This window comes from Rhodanobacter sp. FW106-HT46G03, from assembly GCF_058789895.1.
In genome coordinates this window covers 934,305-956,815 of record NZ_JBYTCC010000001.1, presented here as the reverse complement: position 1 = coordinate 956,815, position 22,511 = coordinate 934,305, and the positions used below count along the sequence as shown (strand labels likewise).

Below are 22,511 nucleotides of genomic sequence, written 5' to 3'. Positions count from 1 at the left end.
TGTCAAAGAACACGGTACCGGCCTCAACGCCGGTCCGCTTCAAATCCTTCAGTGTGCCGTGAATCCATGCATGCCCAATGGTGGAGCCAGTCGGGATCGAACCGACGACCCCCTGCTTGCAAAGCAGGTGCTCTCCCAGCTGAGCTATGGCCCCGTGGTTGGTGGGTCTGGGAGGACTCGAACCACCGGCCTCACCCTTATCAGGGGTGCGCTCTAACCACCTGAGCTACAGACCCGGAAAGCCTTGGGACGCTGCATGAAAACCAGGTGTCTTGTGTGGACGTCTTGCGCGACGAGTCGCGCTGTCACTCTCGAAAGGAGGTGATCCAGCCGCACCTTCCGATACGGCTACCTTGTTACGACTTCACCCCAGTCATGGACCACTCCGTGGTTGTCGCCCTCCTTGCGGTTAGGCTAACAGCTTCTGGAGCAACCCACTCCCATGGTGTGACGGGCGGTGTGTACAAGGCCCGGGAACGTATTCACCGCGGCATAGCTGATCCGCGATTACTAGCGATTCCGACTTCATGGAGTCGAGTTGCAGACTCCAATCCGGACTGGGATCGGCTTTCTGGGATTAGCTCCGCCTCGCGGCATTGCAACCCTCTGTACCGACCATTGTAGTACGTGTGTAGCCCTGGCCGTAAGGGCCATGAGGACTTGACGTCATCCCCACCTTCCTCCGGTTTGTCACCGGCAGTCTCCTTAGAGTTCCCACCATTGCGTGCTGGCAACTAAGGACAAGGGTTGCGCTCGTTGCGGGACTTAACCCAACATCTCACGACACGAGCTGACGACAGCCATGCAGCACCTGTGTTCCGATTCCCGAAGGCACTCCCGCATCTCTGCAGGATTCCGGACATGTCAAGGCCAGGTAAGGTTCTTCGCGTTGCATCGAATTAAACCACATACTCCACCGCTTGTGCGGGCCCCCGTCAATTCCTTTGAGTTTCAGTCTTGCGACCGTACTCCCCAGGCGGCGAACTTAACGCGTTAGCTTCGATACTGATCTCCGAATTGAGACCAACATCCAGTTCGCATCGTTTAGGGCGTGGACTACCAGGGTATCTAATCCTGTTTGCTCCCCACGCTTTCGTGCTTCAGCGTCAGTGTTGTCCCAGATGGTCGCCTTCGCCACTGATGTTCCTCCCGATCTCTACGCATTTCACCGCTACACCGGGAATTCCACCATCCTCTGACACACTCTAGCTCGCCAGTATCCATTGCCATTCCCGAGTTGAGCCCGGGGATTTCACAACAGACTTAACGAACCGCCTACGCACCCTTTACGCCCAGTAATTCCGATTAACGCTTGCACCCTTCGTATTACCGCGGCTGCTGGCACGAAGTTAGCCGGTGCTTATTCCTCAGGTACCGTCATCCACGCCGGGTATTGGCCGACATGCTTTCGCTCCTGATAAAAGTGCTTTACAACCCGAAGGCCTTCTTCACACACGCGGCATTGCTGGATCAGGCTTGCGCCCATTGTCCAATATTCCCCACTGCTGCCTCCCGTAGGAGTTTGGGCCGTGTCTCAGTCCCAATGTGGCTGATCATCCTCTCAGACCAGCTAGCGATCGTCGCCTTGGTAGGCCTTTACCCCACCAACCAGCTAATCGCGCATCGGTTCGTCCAGCCGCGCGAGGTCTTGCGAGCCCCCGCTTTCTCCCGTAGGACGTATGCGGTATTAGTCCCGGTTTCCCGAGGTTATCCCCCACGTCTGGGTAGATCCCGATGCATTACTCACCCGTCCGCCACTCGCCATCAACCTAGCAAGCTAGGTCATGCTGCCGTTCGACTTGCATGTGTTAGGCATGCCGCCAGCGTTCAATCTGAGCCAGGATCAAACTCTTCACTTAAGTTTTCGATCGACCGAAGTCGACCTATCTTTCTGAAGCGTGACCCCAACCTCCGAAACTCATTACTGACTTTCTTTGGGTGGGACGCTTTGCATTGCTTGGACAGGTCAGCGACCCGCCAGCGCAAGGCGTCCACACAATTCACCTGTGCACACTGTCAAAGATCTGCTCCCGATCCCGAAGGACCGCCCGAGACATTTCGTCGCCGGTGAGCCGCCTACTATACATCGTTTTTTATGACCGTCAACCGACAATGTAACGTCTTTGTTCGGATTGATGTCCATCGCACCCCCGCGATGCAAGCCGCACTTGCGGGGGGCGTGCACTATAGCGCCGAGTGCGGTGGCAGGGAAGCACCATTTGCCGTTTTGTGCACCGACGCAGGGTGGCTGATGCTCGACACAACGGAGGACATATGCGCAAGCTGTTGATTGGTTGCTTGTTTGGGTTTCTGTGTGACGGATGCAACCATGCCGCGCCCCCAACCGTGGCCGTCACCTTGCACGGTTCGCAGTTTGCAGTGGAGCTGGCGACCGACGAGGCGGCACGCGAATACGGATTGATGGCGCGGAGCCAGCTGGCCGCCGGTCACGGCATGCTGTTCGTGTTTCCAGACAACGCACCGCGCGGGTTCTGGATGAAAAACACACTGATCGCGCTGGATATCCTGTACTTCGACGCCGATCGCAAGCTGGTCTCGGCCCAGCGTGACGCGCCCCCGTGCCAGGCCAACCCGTGTCCGATCTACCCAAGCCAAGGTAACGCGCAATACGTGCTGGAGCTGCCCGCTGGCAGTGCGCGCCGGATCGGTGCCGTACACGGCGACGTGTTGGGGATCGACGGCGCCATCGGCGCGGTGCGCTGATCAGTCGTCGGTTTCGACCATCTCGAAATCGCTTTTGGTCGAGCCACAATCAGGGCAGGTCCAGGTCTCCGGCACATCCTCCCAGCGGGTGCCTGCGGGAATGCCTTCTTCGGGCACCCCCAGCGATTCGTCGTAGATGTAACCGCACACCACGCACATCCATTTGCGCGTGCCTGGGACTGCTGCCGAACGCTCACTCATCGTCGGGTTTCTTCGTGAAAGGGAATGGGCGCATTCTGGCAACTCCCCTGCCGTTGCGGAAGCGCGGCCCCTTTCCCACCAAGGACATTCAATGAACGCGACGACGTTTCCCCGCCATGGCTTGTATGCGATCACGAACGGCCCGCGCCCTGACCTGGTGGCCGCGGTGGAGGCGGCGTTGGCCGGCGGCGCCCGGGTGGTGCAGTACCGCGATGGCACCACCGACCACGCACGGCGTCACGGCGAAGCCGCGGCACTGCGCGAGGTGTGTCGTCGCCACCACGCCACCTTGTTGATCGAATCCGATGCCGAACTCGCGCAAGCGACAGGAGCCGACGGCGTGCACCTGCGGCGGCCGGAAGACGTGGCCGAGGCGCGCGCACTACTCGGCGCCGGCGCGATCATCGGCGTCTCGGCGCGCGACTCGATGGCGCTCGCGCGAGCCGCGGTGGCGGCCGGCGCCAACTACATTTCGTTCGGCGCATTCCATGCTTCGCCAACGATCCACGATGCACCGCGCGCCTCGCTCGACCTGCTTGCGCAAAGTGCCGCACTGGGCGTGCCGCGGGTGGCGATCGGCGGCGTCACCCCTGACAATGGCAGAGCCCTGATCGCGGCCGGCGCGGATCTGGTCGCCTCGGTGTCGTGCCTGTTCGGCGCCGCCGACGTTCGCGCCATGGCCCAGCGCTTCAGCGCCCTGTTCCCTGCCCACGAGTAAGCCAGCGATGACCAACCACGACCTGTTCCAGCGCGCCCTGCGCCGCCTGCCCGGCGGCGTGAATTCGCCGGTACGCGCCTTCAAATCGGTGGGCGGCGAGCCGTTTTTTGCGGCCCGCGCGGATGGCGCCTATCTGTGGGACGTCGAGGGCCGGCGCTACCTCGACTACGTGGAATCGTGGGGGCCGATGATCGTGGGCCACAATCATCCGGCGGTGCGCGAAGCGGTGGAGCGTGCGGTGCGCAACGGATTGTCGTTCGGCACGCCGTGTCCCGCGGAGGTCACCATGGCGGAGACCATCGCGCGCCTGGTGCCGTCGGTGGACGTGGTGCGCATGGTCAATTCCGGCACCGAGGCGACGATGTCGGCGGTACGGTTGGCGCGCGGCGCGACCGGACGCGACAAGATCGTCAAGTTCGAAGGCTGCTACCACGGCCATGCGGATGGCTTCCTGGTGAAGGCCGGCTCCGGCGCGCTGACCTTCGGCGTGCCGACTTCACCCGGCGTGCCGAAGGCCACGGCCGATCTCACCCTCACCCTGCCCTACAACGACCTGGAAGCAGCGCAGGCGCTGTTCGCCGAATGCGGCGACGAGCTGGCCTGCCTGATCGTCGAGCCGGTGGCCGGCAACATGAACTGCATCCCGCCAGTGCCGGGGTTCCTCGCCGGATTGCGCGAGCTGTGCAGCGCGCATGGCACGGTGCTGATTTTCGACGAGGTGATGACCGGCTTCCGTGTGGCGCTCGGTGGTGCGCAAGCGCATTACGGCGTAACCCCGGACCTGACCACGTTCGGCAAGGTGATCGGCGGCGGCATGCCGGTGGGCGCCTATGGCGGGCGCCGCGACCTGATGGCGCAGATCGCGCCGTCCGGGCCGGTGTATCAGGCCGGCACGTTGTCCGGCAACCCGGTGGCGATGGCGGCCGGGCTGGCGATGCTGGAGTTGATCCAGGCCCCCGGCTTTCATGCGCGGCTCGCCAAACACACCGCAGCCTTGTGCGACGGTTTGCAAGCCGCGGCGGATGCGGCAGGAGTGCCGTTCAGCACCAACCACGTTGGCGGCATGTTCGGTCTGTTCTTCCACGCCGGCCCGGTAACGCGTTATGCGCAGGCGACGGCAGCGGATGTACCTCGGTTCAACCGGTTTTTCCACGCCATGCTGAAACGCGGCGTGTATCTCGCGCCAAGCGCGTTCGAGGCTGGTTTTCTGTCCAGCGCCCACAGCGACGATGACCTTGCCGCCACCGTGCAGGCAGCGCGCGAAGCGTTTGCCGAAGCCACCTGAAGCTGAACGGCAGAAGCGTGAAACGGCTCCAATACGCGCTTTACACATAGGTGGCTTTACTGTCCGCGCCAGTCGCACAAGATGACGGGGCCGTCATCCAGCGGCATGTCACAGGAGCACACCAAATGAAATCTCTTACCATCGCTTGCGCCTTGGCGCTTGGCCTCGGCTTGCCGCTGGCCAGCACCGCCGCACCAGAAATGCCCGCCATGCAGGCGACTGCCAGCCAGCCTGCCGCGGCACCGGCCGCCCCCAAGCTGCACCAGGCGCTGCGCAGCCTCTGGCACGGCCACATCGTCACCACCCGCGACTACGCCACGGCGGTCAAGGCGGGCAACAAGGCGGCCGAAACCAAGGCGGCCGACGCTGTCGTCGCCAATGCCAAGGAAATCGCCAATGCGGTTGCCGGCTTCTACGGTGCCGACGCGGGCAAGGGCATGCTGAAGCTGCTGGCCGGCCATTGGGGTGGCGTGAAGGCGCTGACCGATGCTGAGCACGCCGGCGACAAGGCAGGCGTCGAGAAGGCGATGGAAACGCTGTCGACCAACGCCGGTGAAATCGCCAAGTTCCTGCATGGCGCCAACCCGAACAACTGGCCGGAAGCCACGGTGGACGGCTTGCTGCTGCAACATGCTGCCGACCACAAGGCGCTGGTCGCCGCCATGATGAGCGGCGACAAGGCTGGCGCAGCCAAGACCTGGACGATGATGGACGAGCACATGAACACCATCGCCGACGCGCTGTCTGGCGGCATTGCCGCCCAGTTCCCGGCCAAGGCCCAGTGAAACCCGTTGCCTCATTGCGTCAGCTCGGTCAGACGCAGCAGAAACTGCTGCGCAAACTGTTGACCGAGCCGCAAGGGGCAAGCGTCGAAGAGCTGTGTGCGGCGCTCGGCGTCACCCACAACGCAGTGCGGCAACACTTGTCCGCGCTGATTGCTGCGGGGTGCGTCGAGCGCGGCATGGCCCGCCCGACTGGCGGACGGCCGCAGGCGCGTTACCTGCTGCTGCCCGCCGGGAGGGATTTGTTTCCACGCCATTACGGCCTGATCGCCACCGGCATCCTCGAGCACCTGTATGCGACAAACGGCAAGGCCGGCGTGCAGGCATTGCTGGCGGCAGTTGGCCACGAGCTCGGTACGGCGGCGGCAAGCCGCGTGACTGAAGGCAGCGACGATGCTGTGGCATCACGACTTGCCGAACAACTGGACGCGATCGGCTATGAAGCCAGCACGGTCCAGCGCGACGGCGAAACCCAGGTCGAAGCCTACAACTGCGTGTTTCACCAGCTGGCCAAGCAACACCCGGACATCTGCCGGTTTGATCTGGCTTTCATGGAATCAGCGACCGGGCGCCCGATTCAGCACATGGAGTGCCTGCTGCGCGGTGGCCACGCGTGCCGGTTCCGCATCGGCAAAGCCCGCGCGAAAACCGACGCGGCCTGAACCTCACCACTGCCCGCTGTTGGGCATCGATATCCACGGTTCCGCCGGCGGCAGGTGGCCGTCCTGCAGGAGTTCGATCGAAATCAGGTCGGGCGAGCGCACGAACGCCATGTGGCCGTCGCGCGGCGGGCGGTTGATGGTGTAGCCCATGTCCAGCAGACGCTGGCAGGTCGCATACAGGTCGTCCATGCGAAACGCGAGATGGCCGAAGTTGCGTGCGCTGCCGTAATCCTCGGTCGAGCCCCAGTTGTACGTGAGCTCGATTTCGGCTTCCGGGCTGTCTGGCGCCGAAAGAAAGATCAGCGTGAACTTGCCTTGCGCGTTTTCCATTCGCCGCACTTCGCGCAGGCCGAGGCCCTCGCAGTAAAACCGCAGCGACGCGTCGATGTCGCGGATGCGCACCATGCTGTGCAGGTATTTCATACCGGCTCGACTCCTTGATGAGAGGCTCCCATGATACCGACCATCCGCGGGCTACCCGGCGAGATGGTGGCGCACGGCGGTCGCCATCGCCGCCAGTTCGGCCGCAGCCGTCGGTGCGGGCACGCCGTGCGGGTACACGCGCAGCAAACCGTCACCAGCACGACGCGGCTGCACGTGCAGGTGGAAATGAAAAACCTCCTGACCTGCCACACGACCGTTCGATTGCCAGAGATTCAATCCCTCCGCGCCGAAAGCATCGCGCAGCGCCAAGGCAACCCGCCGCGTCAGACGCATCACTGCGTCGGCCTCCTCGTCGGCGAGTTCATAGAGGTTTTCCGCATGCCGACGCGGAATCACCAGGACATGACCCGGCACGCCCTGGCGCAGATCCATGAACGCCAGCGCGGTGGCATCTGCGGCCACCATCGCAGCCGGGATCTCCCCGGCGGCGATGGCGCAAAACAGGCAGCGGTCAGTGCTCACGCCGCCTTGAACGCCGTCAGCGCGGCACGCAGGCGGCGCAAGCCTTCTTCGACGTCCGCGCCGGCAATGGTGAGCGGCGGCACCAGGCGCAACACGTTCGGCCCGGCCTGCAGAATCAGCAGGCCTTGCGCCGCGGCGTGGCCAAGGATGTCGCCGGCCTTGCCAAGGTACGGCGTATCCAGTGCGGCACCGAGCATCAAGCCGCGGCCACGGATTTCCTGAAACAGGTGCAGGTCGGCGTTGATCGCGGCCAGCCCGTCGCGCAGCGCTTGGGATTGGGTGGCGACGTTGCCGAGCACCGCCGGCGAACCGAGCTTGCGCAGGGCGACGCGGGCGACGGCGGTCGCCATCGGATTGCCGCCAAACGTGCTGCCGTGTGCGCCGTACTGCATGACATCGGCCACCCGCGGGCCGGCCAGCATCGCGGCGATCGGAAAGCCGCAGCCCAGCGCTTTCGCCAACGTGACGATGTCGGGCTGGATGCCGTCCTGCGCGTGCGCGAACAGCGTGCCGGTGCGGCCCATGCCGCACTGGATTTCGTCCAGCACCAGCAGCGCGTCGTGCGCATCACACAACTCGCGCACGCGCTTCAGGTACCCCGGCGCTGCCGGCACGATGCCCCCCTCGCCCTGCACCGGTTCGAGCATCACCGCAGCGACATCGCCAGCCGCCAATGCCGCTTCAACCGCGCCCGCGTCGTTGAACGGGATGTGGCGGAACCCCTGCGGCAGCGGCTCGTAACCGGCCTGGTACTTGGGCTGCGCAGTGGCGGTGACGGTAGCCAGTGTGCGGCCGTGGAACGAGCCGTTGAAGGTGAGGACGACACGCTTTTCCGGCGGCCGCCCCTGCGCCGCGGCCCACTTGCGCACGAGCTTGATCGCCGCCTCGTTCGCCTCGCCGCCGGAGTTGCAGAAGAACACGCGCTGCGCGAAGCCCGAGGCCCGCACCAATTCCTCGGCCAGACGCAGTGGCGGCTCGGTGTAGAACGCGTTGCTGGTGTGCCACAGCTTGCCGGCCTGCCCAGTCAGCGCGGCGATCAGGTCGGGGTCGCCATAACCGAGCGAGTTCACCGCGATGCCGGCGCTGAAATCCACGTACTCGCGGCCATCGGTATCCCACACGCGCGCCCCCTTGCCGTGGTCGAGCACCATGTCGCGCGGGTGGTACACCGGCAGCCAATACTGTTTGGCGCGCGCAATGAGGTCGGTGGTGGCTTGGGTGGTCATGGTGGTTCCGTGAGGTGGGAGGTCAATCGAGATACAGATCCGGCAGCAGGCGCTGGCTCGGGTCGACGGCGTACTGCGCAAGGTCGGTGACGCCAGCGGCGGCAAGCACTTCATCGTCGATCAGGAAGCGGCCGGTGCACTCCTTGGCCGGGCGGGTGAGGATGGCGTGCGCGGCGTCGGCGAGAATCTCCGGCGAGCGGCCGTTTGCGCCACTCACGCCGGGGATCATGTTGAGCGCGTCGGTGGCGATCAGGGTGCGCGGCCACAGGCCATTGATGGCGACGCCGCGCGGGCCAAACTCGGCGGCGAGCCCCAGGGTGACAAAGCTCATGCCCATCTTCGCCAGGGTGTAGGCGGTGTGCGGGCCCCACCATTTGGGGTTCAGCGATGGCGGCGGGCACAAGGTCAGGATGTGCGGGTTTTCCGCCTTGAACAAGTGCGGCAGGCAGGTCTGCGCGCACAGGAAACTGCCGCGCGCGTTGACCTGCTGCATCAGGTCGAAACGCTTCATCGGCGTTTCCAGCGTGCCGCGCAGCCAGATCGCGCTGGCGTTGTTGACCAGGATGTCGATGCCGCCGAATTTGGCGACGGTGGCGGCGACCGCCGCCGCGACCTGCTCCTCTTCACGGATGTCGCATTTGATCGCCAGCGCGTGACCACTGGCGGCCTCGATCGCCGTCGCAGCGGTGTGGATCGTGCCGGGCAGCTTGGGGTTGGGCACGTCGCTCTTGGCGGCAATCGCCACGTTGGCGCCGTCGCGGGCGGCACGCAGTGCGATCGCGAGGCCGATGCCGCGCGAAGCACCGGTAATGAAAAGGGTCTTGCCATGCAGCGTGGTCATCGGGGTTCTCCGGGTCAGGCTTTCTGGAAACGCGGCAGGATGTCGCGCAGCTCGGCAAGGCGTTGCAGCGGGTCGACCATCTCCAACAGCCGCTGGCGCTCGTCATTGGTCAACGGCATCAGCTCGGCCAGCCGAAAGCCGAGCCAGCGTGCGTCGTCGTAGCTGGCGCGCGCGGCATCCTTGAATTGGGGCGCCATGATGTCAACCAGTCGCTCGCCAATGGTTTGCAGCAAGGCCAGTTCGACCGGCACCTGCACGTAGCGCTCTTCCGGCCACCAGTCGACGCTGCCACGCAACTGGCCGTCGGCGCGTGCCCGGGTGCGGCGCACGCGAAACCGCGGCCCGCCTTCAACCACGATGCCAAGCAGGCCGTCGGCGTCGTGATGGAAATCGACGATGCGCGCCAGCGTGCCCACGGCGGCGGGCACTGCCGGCATGCCCGCCTCGTCGCCGGCAAGAATCAGGCACACGCCAAACCCCTTGTCGTTGCGCGTGCACTCGCGCACGAGATCCAGGTAACGCGGTTCGAACACGCGCAAATCCAGCCGCGCACCGGGAAACAACACGGTGGACAGCGGAAACAGCGGCAGCTCGGTGCGAGGTGAACGCGCAGGCATGCGCCAAGTGTAACCAGCGCGCGTGGCACCGCGCTCAAGAGGCCCGCAGCAGCTCGACGAAGCGCCGCGGCGCATTCTCGAAACCGCCGTTGGACATGAACACCACGTGGTCGCCCGCGCGCGCCTGAGTGCGCAAGGCCGCCAGCAGCGCATCCACGCTGGGGGCGACACTGCCGCGACCATGCAGCGCGTCGGTAACACGGTGCTCGTCCCACGACAAATGGGGGCGCTGCAGGAATACCACCGCGTCGGCGTCAGCCAGCGATGGCGCAAGGCCGGCGACGTGCGCGCCGAGGCGCATCGAGTTGGAACGCGGCTCGATGCCGACCAGGATGCGCGCGCCGCCCACCTTGGCGCGCAGCCCGGCCAGCGTCGTGGCGATCGCCGTGGGATGGTGCGCAAAGTCGTCGTACACGTGTACGCCGGCGGCCTCGCCCACCAGCTCCATGCGCCGCTTGACGCTCTCGAACCCGGCGAACGCCGGCAACAGCGCGCGCGGATCGACACCGGCGGCACTGGCCGCGGCCAGCGCCGCCAGCGCGTTCATCACGCTGTGGTGGCCGAGCATCGACCAGTGGATTTCGCCCAATACTGCACTGCCATGCGACACCTCGAACGCGGTGCCATCATCGACAAGCAGGCGCGCCTGCCAGTCGCCGCGGCCGATGCCGAACGTTTCCACTGGCGTCCAGCAGCCCATCGCCAGCACCTGGGCAAGGTTCTCGTCATGCGCATTGACGATCAGCCGACCGTTGCCCGGCACCGTGCGCACGAGATGGTGGAACTGGCGCTGGATCGCCGCAACGTCGGGGAAAATATCCGCGTGGTCGTATTCCAGGTTGTTGAGAATGGCGATGCGCGGGCGGTAGTGGACAAACTTGGAGCGCTTGTCGAAGAACGCGGTGTCGTACTCGTCGGCCTCGATCACGAACGGGGTCCGGGATGCGGAATTCGGGATGCCGTCGCGCCCACCCAATCTCGCCGAGACGCCGAAGTTGCTGGGCACGCCGCCGATCAGGAACCCCGGCGCCATGCCGGCGCGGTCGAGCAGGTACGCGAGCAGGCTGGTGGTCGTCGTCTTGCCGTGGGTGCCGGCGACCGCGAGCACGTCGTGGTCGCGCAGCAGCGTCTCGCCCAGCCATTGCGGGCCGGAAACGTAGTGCAGGCGCGCGTCGAGCATGTATTCGACGGCGGGATTGCCGCGGCTCAGCGCATTGCCGACGATGACGCGGTCCGGCGCGGGCTTGAGGTGATCGGCCGCATAGCCGTCCATCAGGCGGATGCCGAGCGCTTCGAGCTGGGTGCTCATCGGCGGGTAGACGTTGGAGTCGGAGCCTTCGACTTCGTGGCCGAGTTCGCGCGCCAAGGCGGCGACGCCGCCCATGAAGGTGCCGCAGATGCCGAGAATGTGCAGACGCATGGAAACCTCGGGGGAGCGGAAAGCGGGGCGAAGTCGGCTGCCGGAAGTCGCTCCCGAAAACCGGAAGTCGCGGGAAACCGACCGCCCCGGTGTTACGCCGCAGCCGCCAGCGCGCGCTTGACGCGCGCCGTCACCTCGTCCAGCGCACCGACACCGTCCACGACCTGCAGCTTGCCGCGCTGCGCGTAGAAATCGGCCACTGGCGCGGTCTGCTCGGCATAGACCTTGAGGCGATCGCGCACCACCTCGGGGTTGTCGTCCTTGCGGTGCTCGGCTGCAAAACGGATCTCGCAGCGGCCGATGATGGTTTCGTTCGGCACGTCGAGCTTGACCACCGCACTGAGCGGCTTGCCGATGCGCGCCAGGAGATCGTCGAGCGCGGCGGCCTGCGCCAGATTGCGCGGATAGCCGTCGAGGATGAACCCGGCCTTGGCATCCGCCTGGGCGAGACGCTCTTCGAGCATCGCCAGCAGGATGTCGTCGGACACCAGCTTGCCGGCGTCCATCACCGCCTTGGCCTTGAGCCCGACCGGCGTACCGGCCTTGACGGCGGCGCGAAGCATGTCGCCCGTGGAAATGTGCGGTACACCCAGATCGCTCTTCAATCGGGCGGCCTGGGTGCCCTTGCCCGAGCCGGGTGCGCCGAGTAGCACGAGTCGCATATCGCTCCGCAATGGCGGCGCTACGCCGCCGTTTCCGAGGAAAAGTGGCTTGCACGTTAGCGTTTGCGCCCATCGCGCGTCAAACCGCATTGCGGCTGCGCTCGCTCGGCGTTGCGCGATAATTCGCGCTCACGCCAAGGAGATCACCATGCCGCAACGCCCATCCTCGCCCGGCCGTCTGCTGTACGCCCAATCCGGCGGCGTCACCGCCGTCATCAATGCCACGGCGGCCGGCGTGATCGAGACAGCGCGCGCCCGCGGCGTCAAGGTGTACGCCGCGCGCAGCGGCATCCTTGGCGCGCTGCGCGAGGATTTGATCGACACCTCGAAGGAAACCGCAGCCGCGATCGCCGCCCTGCGCCACACACCCGGCGGCGCGTTCGGCAGCTGTCGCTACAAGCTGAAATCGCTCGACGCGAACCGCGCCGAATACGAACGTCTGATCGAGGTGCTGCGCGCGCACGACATCCGCTGGTTCCTCTACAACGGCGGCAACGATTCGGCCGATACCGCGCTGAAGCTGTCGCAGATCGGCAAGACACTGGGCTACGACCTCGCCTGCATCGGGGTGCCGAAAACGGTCGACAACGACCTCGCCGTCACCGACTGCTGCCCCGGTTTCGGCTCGGTGGCGAAATACACCGCCGTCTCCACGCTCGAAGCCAGCATCGACCTCGCCTCGATGGCGGAGACCTCGACCAAGGTGTTCATTCTTGAAGTGATGGGTCGCCACGCCGGCTGGATCGCCGCCGCGGCCGGGCTCGCGGGCGACGGCGCTGACGCACCGCCGCACCTGATTCTGTTTCCGGAACACGCCTTCGACGAAGCTACCTTTCTCGCCAAGGTCAAAGCCACGGTGGCGCGCGTGGGTTGGTGCACGGTGGTCGCCTCCGAAGGTATCCGCGACGCAGCCGGCAACTTCCTGGCCGATGGCGGCACGCGCGATGCCTTCGGCCACGTGCAGCTTGGCGGCGTCGCGCCGACGCTGGCCAATCTGGTCAAAGAAAAACTCGGGCTCAAGGTGCACTGGGCGGTACCCGATTACCTGCAGCGCTCGGCACGTCACTGGGCGTCGAAGACGGATGCAGAGCAGGCCTACGCCGTGGGCAAGGCCGCAGTGGAATACGCGCTGGCCGGGCACAACGCGGTGATGCCGGTGATCGTGCGCACGAGCGATGCGCCCTACCGCTGGAAGCTCGCGCCGGCGCCGCTCGTCAAGGTCGCCAACCGCGAAAAGAAGCTGCCGAAAAGCTTCGTCACCCGCGACGGCTTTGGCATCACCGCAGCGGCACGCCGTTACCTGTCGCCCCTGATCGCCGGCGAACTGCCGCCACCAACCGGCAAGGATGGCTTGCCGAAATACGTGCGGCTCAAGAACGTTGCCGTGGCGAAAAAACTGCCGGCGTGGACCCCCTGAACCACGATCGCGCATGCCGCCGGTCATGTCGAAAGACCATGCCGGCGGCAACGGCCGATCCAGCAACATCGGCCTAGTTTCGAGCCAGGCTGTCGGCTGCCGGCGCAAAGCCCCCTGTCTGGCACGCTTGCACCAACCCGATCTACGCAACACGCGATTACTACCGGCGTGAGCCGCCTTGCGGTTATCGGTGGGTGCGGACAGACGGCAACGACTGCCCGCTTGCCGATCACCGTCAGTGTCACTGGCCCCTCGCCTCGCCTTGACGTCCACCTGGCTTGCGGCTGAAACCGCGGTTGCACGGAACACCCGGCGTTCAGACGGAATTTCTTACGCTCAAAGCCACTGCCCGTCTTGCGAGCACGGCTCGAGGAGGAATCCGCATGAACAAGACTCTGCGTACCGCGCTGGTTGCGCTGTCGTTGTTTGCGCTGAGCAACGTCGCGCTGGCCGATCGGGACCACGATCGCGGTTACGACCGCCGCGGTTACGTGCATGACCACGGCCGCCATGGTGGCCATGGGTATCGCGGCGAGCACCGTTATCGCGTGATGCGCCACGACGAACGCCGCGGCCATCATTGGCGGCGCGGCTACCGCTATGACCGACCGATCTACGTGGTACGCGATTACCGCCGTTACCACTTGCGCCAGCCGCCACGCGGCTATGGCTGGGTTCGCGGCAGCAACAACGATTACCTGCTGGTGGCACTGGCGACCGGCATCATCTTGGACATCGCCCTGCGCTGAGAGCCTGTAAAAAAACCGCCCGTCTACTGCAGCCGACACCAGATACCCCTGGCGGCGCCGTGCTGCGCAAAAGCGGCGGTCATTTGGTCGACCCAACCTCGCCTGTTTTCACGTGGCGCGCCTTGCCAAGGGCGCCTGCCGATGCTGTCGCGACGACATTCGAATTTTTCACGGGCCCTGAGGCGCCACGCCCGGGTCGCCCGGTGGCGATCCGCGCGGGTTTCCGACCTTGCTGCGGCGCACAACGAGTTACACGCAACCCCCTGCCTATACTCCCCACAGTCGTCCGCAACGGGCGGCCTGTCACGACATGGGGAGGCTCCGATGCTGCAGCAGTTTGGCTGGTGGATCGTGCTTGCGTGTGCGGTGGTGGCAATCATCTACGGTGCGGTGTCGGCGCGTTGGGTACTCGCGCGACCGGCCGGCAATGCACGCATGCAGGAGATCGCGGGGGCGGTACAGGAAGGCGCGCGCGCCTACCTCAACCGTCAATACGGCACGATCGCCCTGGTGGGCGCGGTGTTGTTTGTGCTGATCGGGTTCTTTCTCTCGTGGCCCACGGCACTGGGCTTTCTCATCGGTGCGGTGCTTTCCGGCGCCACCGGCTACATCGGCATGAACGTGTCGGTGCGTGCCAACGTGCGCACCGCCGAGGCCGCCCGCAGCGGGCTCAAGGCCGCGATGAACGTGGCGTTTCGCGGCGGCGCGATCACCGGCATGCTGGTGGTGGGCCTCGCGCTGCTCGGCGTCGCCGGCTACTGGCTGATCCTCAAGGCCAGCGGCATGCCGACGGAAGAGGCCTTGCACGCGCTGGTGGGCCTGGCGTTCGGCAGTTCGCTGATCTCGATCTTTGCGCGCCTGGGCGGCGGCATTTTCACCAAGGGCGCGGACGTGGGCGCCGACCTCGTGGGCAAGGTCGAAGCCGGCATTCCCGAGGACGACCCGCGCAACCCGGCGGTGATTGCCGACAATGTCGGCGACAACGTGGGCGACTGCGCCGGCATGGCGGCGGATCTGTTCGAGACCTACGCGGTGACCGTGATCGCCACCATGCTGCTGGGTGGCCTGACCTTGAACGACACCGGCACCGCGGTGCTGTACCCGCTGCTCCTGGGCGGGGTGTCGATCATTGCCTCGATCATCGGCACGCTGTTCGTGCGCGTGTCCGAAGGCGGCTCGATCATGGGCGCGCTGTACAAGGGCGTGGCGGTATCCGGCGTACTGGCCGCCGCCGCGTTCTACCCGATCACCACGTCGCTGATGCCGCACTTCGCGTACGGCGCGGTAAACCTATGGTTCTGCGCGCTGATCGGGCTGGTGCTGACCGGCGCCATCGTGTGGATCACCGAGTACTACACCGGCACCAACTACAAACCGGTGCAGCACATCGCGCAAGCTTCGACCACCGGCCACGGCACCAACATCATTGCCGGCCTCGGCGTGTCGATGAAGGCCACGGCATGGCCGGTGGTGGCGATCTGCCTGGCGATCTGGGCGGCGTATGCCCACGGCGGCCTGTACGGCATCGCCATTGCCGCCACGGCGATGCTCTCGATGACCGGCATGATCGTCGCACTCGACGCCTACGGCCCGATCACCGACAACGCCGGCGGCATTGCCGAGATGGCCGACCTGCCGCCGGAGGTGCGCGGTGTCACCGACCCGCTGGACGCGGTGGGCAACACCACCAAGGCGGTGACCAAGGGCTACGCCATCGGCTCGGCCGCGCTGGCCGCGCTGGTGCTGTTTGCCGACTACACGCACAACCTCGCGGTGAACCACCCGAACGAGACGTTCACCTTCGACCTCTCCGACCACATGGTCATCATCGGCCTGTTGATCGGCGGCCTGATCCCGTACCTGTTCGGCGCGATGGCGATGGAAGCCGTGGGCCGTGCGGCGGGCGCGGTGGTGGTGGAAGTGCGCCGCCAGTTCCGTACCATCAAGGGCATCATGGAAGGTACCGGCAAGCCGCAGTACGACAAGGCGGTGGACATGCTGACCAAGTCGGCGATCAAGGAAATGATCGTGCCCTCGCTGCTGCCGGTGATCGTGCCGATTCTCGTCGGCCTGTTGCTCGGGCCAAAGGCGCTTGGCGGTGTTTTGATTGGCACCATTGTCACCGGCCTGTTCGTGGCCATTTCGATGACCACCGGCGGCGGCGCGTGGGACAACGCCAAGAAGTACATCGAGGATGGCCACCACGGCGGCAAGGGTTCGGAGGCGCACAAGGCCGCCGTCACCGGCGACACCGTGGGCGATCCGTACAAGGACACTGCCGGCCCGGCGGTGAACCCGCTGATCAAGATCATCAACATCGTGGCGCTGCTCATCGTGCCGCTGCTGCACTGAGTCGCCACGTCGACCGGAAGGCCCCGCTCGCGGGGCCTTCCTTTTTTGCAGCCCCCGACTTTGGCCACGCGCGCGTCGGGCATCCGCACGTCACACTCGAAACCCGTCTCCCGCAGGGATGTCGGCATGACCTCGAAACCTTTCCCCTGGATCGTCCTCGCCCTGGGCGCGACACTGGCCGGCATGAAAACCGCCCATGCCGCCACCACGCCCGCCGCCAGCGACGATCCCTACCTGTGGCTGGAAGCCACCCACGGCACGCGGGCAATGGACTGGGTGAAGGCGCAAAACGCCATCACCGAAAAAGCCTTTGCCAGCTCGCCCGCCTTCGACCACACGCGCAACCAGATCCTCGAGGTGCTCGATTCCGATGCGCGCATTCCCTACGTGCGCCGCATGGGCGATCACCTCTACAACTTCTGGCAGGACAAGGCCCATCCACGCGGGCTGTGGCGCCGCACCACGCTGGCGGAGTACGAAAAAGCCAATCCCCAATGGGAAACCGTGCTCGACATCGACGCGCTGAACCAGGCCGAGGGCAAGCGCTGGGTGTGGAAGGGCGCGCAGTGCTTGAAACCGGCCTACGTGCATTGCCTGGTGTCGCTCTCACCCGACGGCGGCGACGCCGTGGCCGTGCGCGAATTCGACACCACCACCAAGGCCTTCGTGAAAGGCGGCTTCGAGCTGCCAACCGCCAAAACCCAGGTTGGCTGGATCGACGAGAACCACATTTATGTCGGCACCGACTTCGGCCCCGGCTCGATGACCACATCAAGTTACCCGCGCATCGCCAAGGTGTGGACGCGCGGCACACCGCTGGCGTCGGCGATCACCGTGTACGCAGGCAAGGCCAGCGACCTGGCGGTAACCGCGTTCCACGACCGCACGCCGGGCTACGAGCGCGATTTCGTACAGGTGTCCACCGACTTCTTCCACGGCGAAACTTTCCTGCGCCAGGGCGACCAGCTGGTAAAGCTCGATATCCCCAGCGACGCCAATGCCGACGCCCACCGGGAGTGGCTGCTGGTGACACTGCGCTCGGCGTGGACGGTCGGTGGCAAGACCTGGCCCAGCGGTGCCCTGATCGCCATCCGCTTCGACGACTTCATGGCCGGCAAGCGCGATTTCACCGCATTGTTCACGCCCGATACTTACACCGCGCTCTCAGGCTACGCCTGGACGCGCCACCACCTGATCCTGGACGAGCTGCACGACGTGCAGAGCCGGCTCGAAGTGCTTACCCCGCAGGCAGCCGGCGACTGGCAGCGTGCGGCCATGTCCGGCGCACCGGCCATGAGCACCATCAGCGTGGCCGGCACCAACCCGGACACCGATGACGAATACTGGCTGACAGTGGATGGGTTTCTCACCCCGCCATCGCTCGCACGCGGAGTGGTCGGCGCGGGCGCGGCCAAGGTCGTGAAGCAGCAGCCGGCGTTCTTCGATCCATCGAAATTTGCCGTGAGCCAGCACTTCGCCACCTCGCAGGACGGCACCCGCGTGCCGTATTTCGAGATCGCGCCAAAGGATCTGAAAGCAGACGGCAGCCACCGCACGCTGCTCTACGGCTACGGCGGTTTTGAAATCTCGCTGCAGCCGCACTACTCGGGTTCCGTCGGCCGCGCCTGGCTCGGCCGCGGTGGCGTGTATGTCATTGCCAACATCCGCGGCGGCGGCGAATACGGCCCGGCCTGGCACCAGGCCGCACTCAAGGCGAACCGGCCCAAGGCGTATCAGGATTTCGCCGCGGTGGCGAAGGATCTGGTCCAGCGTGGCGTCACCTCCGCCGCGCACCTCGGCGCCGAAGGCGGCTCCAACGGCGGGCTCTTGATGGGCAACATGCTCACCGCGTACCCGCAGCTCTTCGGTGCGATTGCCTGCGAGGTACCGCTGCTGGACATGAAGCGGTACATCCACCTCGACGCCGGCGCCTCGTGGATGGCCGAATACGGCAACCCGGACGACCCGGAACAGTGGGCTTTCATCCAGAAGTTTTCGCCCTACCAGAACCTGCGCAAAGACACCCACTACCCGCCGGTGCTGTTCTACACCGCCACCAGCGACGACCGCGTCGGCCCGGCGCAGGCGCGCAAGATGGCAGCCAAGATGGAGGGCATGGGCATCCCCGATGTGTGGTTCTACGAGAACCTCGAAGGCGGGCACGGCGCCAGCGCGGACAACCGGCAATCCGCCCACATGCACGCGATGGTCTACGACTTTTTGTGGGACCAGTTGAAATAGCGCGCGGGCAAAGGGCACCCGGCGGCGCCCGGCAACCGCCGGGCGCGGCGTTTTTGCGGCACTGCGTTCAGGCAGTAGCTCACACAATCACTTGCGGCAACCACCACTTCGCGACCCAGTGCGCATTTGCCGTGGCCGCGCGCTTGAAGTTTGCCGGCGGTGCCGATGAAATAACCGGCCGAGCGTGCGCCGCGAGCAGTTGCGCGACTGCCGCTCCCCCCATCCTGCCCAGGGTCTGTCCCATCATGTCCGTTCGCGTCGTTCGCCTGTTGTCCCTTCTTCTGCTCGGTGCCTGTCTGGCCACGCCAGCGCTCGCCGCCGGCAAAAAAACCACGCATCACGCCACTACCCACCACACCACCACGCACAAGGCCGAAAGCAGCAAGGCCAAGGCGTCGTTGATCTGGCGCGGTGACGTCACCACGGCGCGTGCGGTCATGGACGACATGTCGCGCGAATGGCAGCGCAGCGGCCACGGCCGCATCGAGCTGCAGCCATTCAACACCGCCTCCGGCATCGACGCGGTGGCCGGGGGCAGCGCCGATCTTGCCGGCAGCGCACGCGCCAGTGACGGCAGCGCGGAAGACGCACGCCTCACCTTTACCCCGGTGGCGTGGGATGCGCTGGTGATGATCGCCAACCGGTCCAACCCGGTGCGCAGCCTCAGCCTGCGCCAGCTGCACCAGATCTACCTCGGTCACATCACCAACTGGAGCCAGGTTGGCGGCAGCAACGCCCCGATCGACCTGTATGCCGTCATCAGCCCGAACGACGGCGTCGAATACAGCCTGCGCAACCTGCTGTTCGGGCGCGGCACGCAGCAAATTTCCGCGCCCCGCCTGTACCTCAACACCAAGGCGCTGGAAGAAGGCATCGCCCTCAACCCGAACGGCCTCGGCCTGTCGACGCTGGCCGACGTGCGCGGCAACCCGAAGTTGCGCGCGATTCCGATCGGCGGGGTCATGCCCACGGCGGCCAACATCGCCGACGGCAGCTATCCGCTCTACACCCCGCTGTACCTGGTGACCAACCCGAACAGCCGGAAGGCCACCGAGGTCAAGGCATTCATCGACTTCCTCGCCACCGACAAGGCCAAGGCCGTGCTGCGCGACCATTCAGTGCTGCCCTACCAGGACGGCATTGCACTGGTGGCCAAGGAAGACGCACGCCGCGACAAGGTGTACGCCGAAGCAACCGCCAGCAACGCCAAGCCGCCGCTGGCGGCACCGGGCGCCAGCTATGCCGCGGCCGCGGCGATCGCGCCGACGTCGGAGCGCGCGCTGGAAGCGCACAAGGCACTGGATGCGCGCAGGGAGGCCAAGGCCACCGGCAACTACACCGTGGCCGACGGCGACACGCTGGAGAGCATTGCGCTCGACAACCATGTGACCCAGGCCAAGCTGCGCCGCTGGAACCACCTCAAGAAGGACGAAGCGCTCAAGTCCGGCCAGGTGCTGCGCATCAGCGAAAAGTAAGGTCGTGCAGGTTCGCGCGCTCTCGCTCGATCTGGACGACACGTTGTGGCCGGTCGCGCCGGCGCTCGAAGAAGCCGACCGCGCGGTGGACGCTTACCTGCAAGTGCATTTCCCGCGCGTGGCGCACGCGTGGCCGATCCCGGCCATGCGGACGTTGCGCATGCAGGTGGCGGAGGCCCGCCCCGAGCTGGCGCACGACTTCACCGCGCAGCGGCAATTGACCCTGCACGAGGCGTTTGCCCGTTGCGGTATCGTGGCAGCACCGATTGACACGTTGTGGGAGATCTACTTTTCCGCCCGCAACACCGTATCGCTGTTTCCCGACAGCCTGCCGGCGCTGGCGCAGCTGGCCGCACGCTGGCCGCTGGCGAGCCTGACCAACGGCAACGCCGACCTCGCACGCATCGGCCTGCAGGCGCATTTCCGCTGCGCCGTGGCGGCGCGCGAGGTGGGCGTGGGCAAACCCGATCCACGCATTTTCCGCGTGGCGGCAAACCGCCTCGGGGTTGCCGCCGGCGAACTGCTGCACGTGGGCGATGATCCCGAGCTCGACGTGCTTGGCGCCCACCGTGCCGGCCTGCATACGGCGTGGGTGAACCGTCGCGGCCTACCGTGGCCAACCGCACTCGGCACCGCGCCGGACGTCACCGTGCGTGACCTGGGTGAGCTCGTGCGCTGGCTGGATGCTGACGCCGGTACGTGACCTCGCGCCCCACACCCCCCATCATGGCGGTTTCCCTCCCGTTTGAACGCCATGTCCAGCCTGATCGACCGCCGTACCGCCCCGCGCCAGTGCATCCCCCTCGAAGCCGTCGATGCGGCGCACCTCGCCGCCGCCCGCAAACGCCTCGACAGCGCACAACGACGCTGGCTCGATGCCAATGGCTTTGACGCGCAGCCCGGCACCACGCTGCGCATCGCCGATGCCTCCGGCCACCTCGCGCGGGTGCTGGTTGGGGTCGACGCGACGGACCCACTGGCAGCCCTCGGCGCACTGCCGCGCAGCCTGCCTGCCGGTGTCTACAAGCTCGCCGCGGAAGGCGTAACGCTCGACCCGGTGCAAGCCGCACTGGGCTGGGCACTGGGCGCATACCGGTTCACCCGCTACCACCAGGCACCGCGCACCGCGGCCACGCTCGCGGTGGATGCCGCCACGCTGGCCCGCACCCTGCCGCTGGTCACCGCCACCTCGTTGGTGCGTGACCTGGTCAACACACCCACCCAGGACATGGGCCCCGAACAACTCGCCGGCGCTGTCAAGGCACTAGGCAAGACCTGCCGCGCCAAAGTGCGCGAATGGGTCGGCGAGCAATTGCTGGCGGCCAACTTTCCCACCATCCACACCGTCGGCCGGGCCAGCCATCGCGCGCCGCGGCTGGTCGAGCTCACCTGGGGCAATGCGGGCGATCCGAAGCTGGTGCTCGTCGGCAAGGGCGTGTGCTTCGACACCGGCGGGCTCAACCTCAAATCCGGCGAGGGCATGCGCTGGATGAAAAAGGACATGGGCGGCGCCGCGCACGCGATCGCGCTGGCGCAACTGGTGATCGGCGCCAAGCTGCCGGTGCGACTCACGCTGCTGGTGCCGGCGGTGGAGAACGCGGTGGCCGGGGAGGCCATGCGTCCGGGCGAAGTGGTCGTGACGCGCGCCGGGCACAGCGTGGAAATCGACAACACCGATGCCGAGGGGCGCTTGATCCTGTGCGACGCGCTGGCCTATGGCAGCGAGCAGCAGCCCGACCTGATGATCGACTTCGCCACCCTGACCGGCGCCGCCCGCGTCGCGCTCGGCCCCGACCTGCCGGCCCTGTTCGGCAACGACGACGCGCTGGCCAACGCCGCGCTCGCCGCCGGCGACGCCGTCGCCGACCCGCTGTGGCGGCTGCCGCTGTGGCAGCCGTACCGCAAGATGCTGGCTTCGCACCTCGCCGATTTCTCCAATACCGGTGCTTCGCGCCACGCCGGTGCGATCACCGCTGCGCTGTACCTGCAACGCTTCGTCCCCGACGGCACCCGGTGGTTGCACCTGGACACCTACGCGTGGAACGACACCGACCGACCAGGCCGTCCGCGCGGCGGCGAGGCCATGGGTCTGCGCGCGCTGTTCGCGCTGTTGGAGCAACGGTACTCGTAGACCGGGATTCGGGATTGGCAAAAGTCGCTGCACTCCGTCAGCGGCTTTTGCGCCTCTCCAATCCCGAATCTCGTCATCCGCAATCCCCGCATGACTTCTGGC

Annotated in this window: 20 protein-coding genes, 2 tRNA genes and 1 rRNA gene; 12 read left to right on the top strand and 11 right to left on the bottom strand. The window is 66.0% G+C overall.

Annotation, left to right across the window (positions count from 1 at the left end; translation table 11 throughout):
- Nucleotides 1–78: 78 nt before the first annotated feature.
- The 3 genes from AC3WP6_RS03985 to AC3WP6_RS03975 all read right to left on the bottom strand — a co-directional run bounded on the left by AC3WP6_RS03985 (nucleotide 79) and on the right by AC3WP6_RS03975 (nucleotide 1,859).
- Nucleotides 79–154, bottom strand: a tRNA-Ala gene (locus AC3WP6_RS03985).
- Nucleotides 155–159: 5 nt separating this feature from the next.
- Nucleotides 160–236 (bottom strand) — tRNA-Ile (locus AC3WP6_RS03980).
- 78 nt (nucleotides 237–314) lie between these two features.
- Nucleotides 315–1,859: ribosomal RNA gene (locus tag AC3WP6_RS03975) — 16S ribosomal RNA — on the bottom strand.
- Between the two features lie 415 nt (nucleotides 1,860–2,274).
- Here AC3WP6_RS03975 and AC3WP6_RS03970 point away from each other — a divergent pair.
- Nucleotides 2,275–2,724 carry a DUF192 domain-containing protein gene (locus AC3WP6_RS03970; RefSeq protein ID WP_492626500.1) on the top strand — a complete coding sequence of 150 codons (450 nt, stop codon included), beginning with the start codon at nucleotides 2,275–2,277 and terminating at the stop codon, nucleotides 2,722–2,724.
- On the opposite strand, the gene AC3WP6_RS03965 is transcribed toward AC3WP6_RS03970, so the two are convergent.
- Complete coding sequence (locus AC3WP6_RS03965; protein ID WP_492626499.1) at nucleotides 2,725–2,925, bottom strand: rubredoxin; 201 nt, start codon at nucleotides 2,923–2,925, stop codon at nucleotides 2,725–2,727.
- 91 nt (nucleotides 2,926–3,016) lie between these two features.
- Here AC3WP6_RS03965 and thiE point away from each other — a divergent pair, with 91 nt between their 5' ends.
- From thiE to AC3WP6_RS03945, 4 genes are all read left to right on the top strand, one after another.
- Entirely contained in the window at nucleotides 3,017–3,643 is a 627-nt protein-coding gene (gene thiE, locus AC3WP6_RS03960; RefSeq protein WP_492626498.1) for a thiamine phosphate synthase, read from the top strand.
- A gap of 7 nt (nucleotides 3,644–3,650) precedes the next feature.
- Nucleotides 3,651–4,928 carry a glutamate-1-semialdehyde 2,1-aminomutase gene (hemL, locus tag AC3WP6_RS03955; RefSeq protein ID WP_492626497.1) on the top strand — a complete coding sequence of 426 codons (1,278 nt, stop codon included), beginning with the start codon at nucleotides 3,651–3,653 and terminating at the stop codon, nucleotides 4,926–4,928.
- A gap of 125 nt (nucleotides 4,929–5,053) precedes the next feature.
- Nucleotides 5,054–5,713, top strand: a complete 660-nt coding sequence (locus AC3WP6_RS03950) for a hypothetical protein (RefSeq protein WP_492626496.1) — start codon at nucleotides 5,054–5,056, stop codon at nucleotides 5,711–5,713.
- Complete coding sequence (locus AC3WP6_RS03945) at nucleotides 5,710–6,372, top strand: helix-turn-helix transcriptional regulator (RefSeq protein ID WP_492626495.1); 663 nt, start codon at nucleotides 5,710–5,712, stop codon at nucleotides 6,370–6,372. The genes AC3WP6_RS03950 and AC3WP6_RS03945 overlap by 4 nt, the downstream gene beginning before the upstream one ends.
- Before the next feature lie 3 nt (nucleotides 6,373–6,375).
- Here AC3WP6_RS03945 and AC3WP6_RS03940 read toward each other — a convergent pair whose 3' ends face one another.
- From AC3WP6_RS03940 to AC3WP6_RS03910, 7 genes are all read right to left on the bottom strand, one after another.
- On the bottom strand, nucleotides 6,376–6,795 hold the full coding sequence (locus AC3WP6_RS03940) for a VOC family protein (protein ID WP_492626494.1): 420 nt from the start codon (nucleotides 6,793–6,795) through the stop codon (nucleotides 6,376–6,378).
- Between the two features lie 51 nt (nucleotides 6,796–6,846).
- Nucleotides 6,847–7,278, bottom strand: a complete 432-nt coding sequence (locus tag AC3WP6_RS03935; RefSeq protein ID WP_492626493.1) for an HIT family protein — start codon at nucleotides 7,276–7,278, stop codon at nucleotides 6,847–6,849.
- Nucleotides 7,275–8,504 (bottom strand): acetylornithine/succinylornithine family transaminase, encoded by a 1,230-nt coding sequence (locus AC3WP6_RS03930; RefSeq protein WP_492626492.1) that lies wholly within the window; start codon nucleotides 8,502–8,504, stop codon nucleotides 7,275–7,277. The genes AC3WP6_RS03935 and AC3WP6_RS03930 overlap by 4 nt, the downstream gene beginning before the upstream one ends.
- Nucleotides 8,505–8,526: 22 nt before the next feature.
- The gene (locus tag AC3WP6_RS03925) at nucleotides 8,527–9,345 is read right to left on the bottom strand and encodes an SDR family oxidoreductase (protein ID WP_492626491.1); all 819 of its coding nucleotides are present in this window, start codon (nucleotides 9,343–9,345) and stop codon (nucleotides 8,527–8,529) included.
- A 14-nt stretch (nucleotides 9,346–9,359) separates the two neighbouring features.
- Nucleotides 9,360–9,962: an LON peptidase substrate-binding domain-containing protein gene (locus AC3WP6_RS03920; RefSeq protein ID WP_492626490.1), complete on the bottom strand. Its 603-nt coding sequence runs from the start codon at nucleotides 9,960–9,962 to the stop codon at nucleotides 9,360–9,362.
- Between the two features lie 34 nt (nucleotides 9,963–9,996).
- Nucleotides 9,997–11,382: a UDP-N-acetylmuramate:L-alanyl-gamma-D-glutamyl-meso-diaminopimelate ligase gene (gene mpl, locus AC3WP6_RS03915; RefSeq protein WP_492626489.1), complete on the bottom strand. Its 1,386-nt coding sequence runs from the start codon at nucleotides 11,380–11,382 to the stop codon at nucleotides 9,997–9,999.
- Between the two features lie 92 nt (nucleotides 11,383–11,474).
- Nucleotides 11,475–12,044 (bottom strand): adenylate kinase, encoded by a 570-nt coding sequence (locus AC3WP6_RS03910; protein WP_492626488.1) that lies wholly within the window; start codon nucleotides 12,042–12,044, stop codon nucleotides 11,475–11,477.
- A gap of 148 nt (nucleotides 12,045–12,192) precedes the next feature.
- Here AC3WP6_RS03910 and AC3WP6_RS03905 point away from each other — a divergent pair, with 148 nt between their 5' ends.
- The 7 genes from AC3WP6_RS03905 to AC3WP6_RS03875 all read left to right on the top strand — a co-directional run bounded on the left by AC3WP6_RS03905 (nucleotide 12,193) and on the right by AC3WP6_RS03875 (nucleotide 22,409).
- Entirely contained in the window at nucleotides 12,193–13,461 is a 1,269-nt protein-coding gene (locus AC3WP6_RS03905; protein ID WP_492626487.1) for a 6-phosphofructokinase, read from the top strand.
- 383 nt (nucleotides 13,462–13,844) lie between these two features.
- Entirely contained in the window at nucleotides 13,845–14,210 is a 366-nt protein-coding gene (locus AC3WP6_RS03900) for an RcnB family protein (protein WP_492626486.1), read from the top strand.
- Nucleotides 14,211–14,534: 324 nt separating this feature from the next.
- Entirely contained in the window at nucleotides 14,535–16,562 is a 2,028-nt protein-coding gene (locus AC3WP6_RS03895; protein WP_492626485.1) for a sodium-translocating pyrophosphatase, read from the top strand.
- 126 nt (nucleotides 16,563–16,688) lie between these two features.
- Nucleotides 16,689–18,803, top strand: coding sequence for a prolyl oligopeptidase family serine peptidase (locus AC3WP6_RS03890; RefSeq protein WP_492626484.1), 2,115 nt, complete (start codon nucleotides 16,689–16,691; stop codon nucleotides 18,801–18,803).
- 245 nt (nucleotides 18,804–19,048) lie between these two features.
- A complete protein-coding gene (locus tag AC3WP6_RS03885) occupies nucleotides 19,049–20,278 on the top strand; it encodes a substrate-binding domain-containing protein (protein ID WP_492626483.1) in 1,230 nt (409 codons plus the stop codon).
- 4 nt (nucleotides 20,279–20,282) lie between these two features.
- Complete coding sequence (locus AC3WP6_RS03880) at nucleotides 20,283–20,981, top strand: HAD family hydrolase (protein WP_492626482.1); 699 nt, start codon at nucleotides 20,283–20,285, stop codon at nucleotides 20,979–20,981.
- 51 nt (nucleotides 20,982–21,032) lie between these two features.
- Complete coding sequence (locus AC3WP6_RS03875; protein WP_492626481.1) at nucleotides 21,033–22,409, top strand: leucyl aminopeptidase family protein; 1,377 nt, start codon at nucleotides 21,033–21,035, stop codon at nucleotides 22,407–22,409.
- The last annotated feature ends 102 nt before the right edge of the window (nucleotides 22,410–22,511 follow it).

Bases quoted from the DNA above. Each gene is read 5' to 3' on its own strand.
- AC3WP6_RS03970 (WP_492626500.1), top strand. From the start codon at position 2,275: ATGCGCAAGCTGTTGATTGGTTGCTTGTTTGGGTTTCTGTGTGACGGA.
- AC3WP6_RS03965 (WP_492626499.1), bottom strand. From the start codon at position 2,925: ATGAGTGAGCGTTCGGCAGCAGTCCCAGGCACGCGCAAATGGATGTGC.
- thiE (WP_492626498.1), top strand. From the start codon at position 3,017: ATGAACGCGACGACGTTTCCCCGCCATGGCTTGTATGCGATCACGAAC.
- hemL (WP_492626497.1), top strand. From the start codon at position 3,651: ATGACCAACCACGACCTGTTCCAGCGCGCCCTGCGCCGCCTGCCCGGC.
- AC3WP6_RS03950 (WP_492626496.1), top strand. From the start codon at position 5,054: ATGAAATCTCTTACCATCGCTTGCGCCTTGGCGCTTGGCCTCGGCTTG.
- AC3WP6_RS03940 (WP_492626494.1), bottom strand. From the start codon at position 6,795: ATGAAATACCTGCACAGCATGGTGCGCATCCGCGACATCGACGCGTCG.
- AC3WP6_RS03930 (WP_492626492.1), bottom strand. From the start codon at position 8,504: ATGACCACCCAAGCCACCACCGACCTCATTGCGCGCGCCAAACAGTAT.
- AC3WP6_RS03925 (WP_492626491.1), bottom strand. From the start codon at position 9,345: ATGACCACGCTGCATGGCAAGACCCTTTTCATTACCGGTGCTTCGCGC.
- AC3WP6_RS03920 (WP_492626490.1), bottom strand. From the start codon at position 9,962: ATGCCTGCGCGTTCACCTCGCACCGAGCTGCCGCTGTTTCCGCTGTCC.
- mpl (WP_492626489.1), bottom strand. From the start codon at position 11,382: ATGCGTCTGCACATTCTCGGCATCTGCGGCACCTTCATGGGCGGCGTC.
- AC3WP6_RS03910 (WP_492626488.1), bottom strand. From the start codon at position 12,044: ATGCGACTCGTGCTACTCGGCGCACCCGGCTCGGGCAAGGGCACCCAG.
- AC3WP6_RS03905 (WP_492626487.1), top strand. From the start codon at position 12,193: ATGCCGCAACGCCCATCCTCGCCCGGCCGTCTGCTGTACGCCCAATCC.
- AC3WP6_RS03900 (WP_492626486.1), top strand. From the start codon at position 13,845: ATGAACAAGACTCTGCGTACCGCGCTGGTTGCGCTGTCGTTGTTTGCG.
- AC3WP6_RS03895 (WP_492626485.1), top strand. From the start codon at position 14,535: ATGCTGCAGCAGTTTGGCTGGTGGATCGTGCTTGCGTGTGCGGTGGTG.
- AC3WP6_RS03890 (WP_492626484.1), top strand. From the start codon at position 16,689: ATGACCTCGAAACCTTTCCCCTGGATCGTCCTCGCCCTGGGCGCGACA.
- AC3WP6_RS03885 (WP_492626483.1), top strand. From the start codon at position 19,049: ATGTCCGTTCGCGTCGTTCGCCTGTTGTCCCTTCTTCTGCTCGGTGCC.
- AC3WP6_RS03875 (WP_492626481.1), top strand. From the start codon at position 21,033: ATGTCCAGCCTGATCGACCGCCGTACCGCCCCGCGCCAGTGCATCCCC.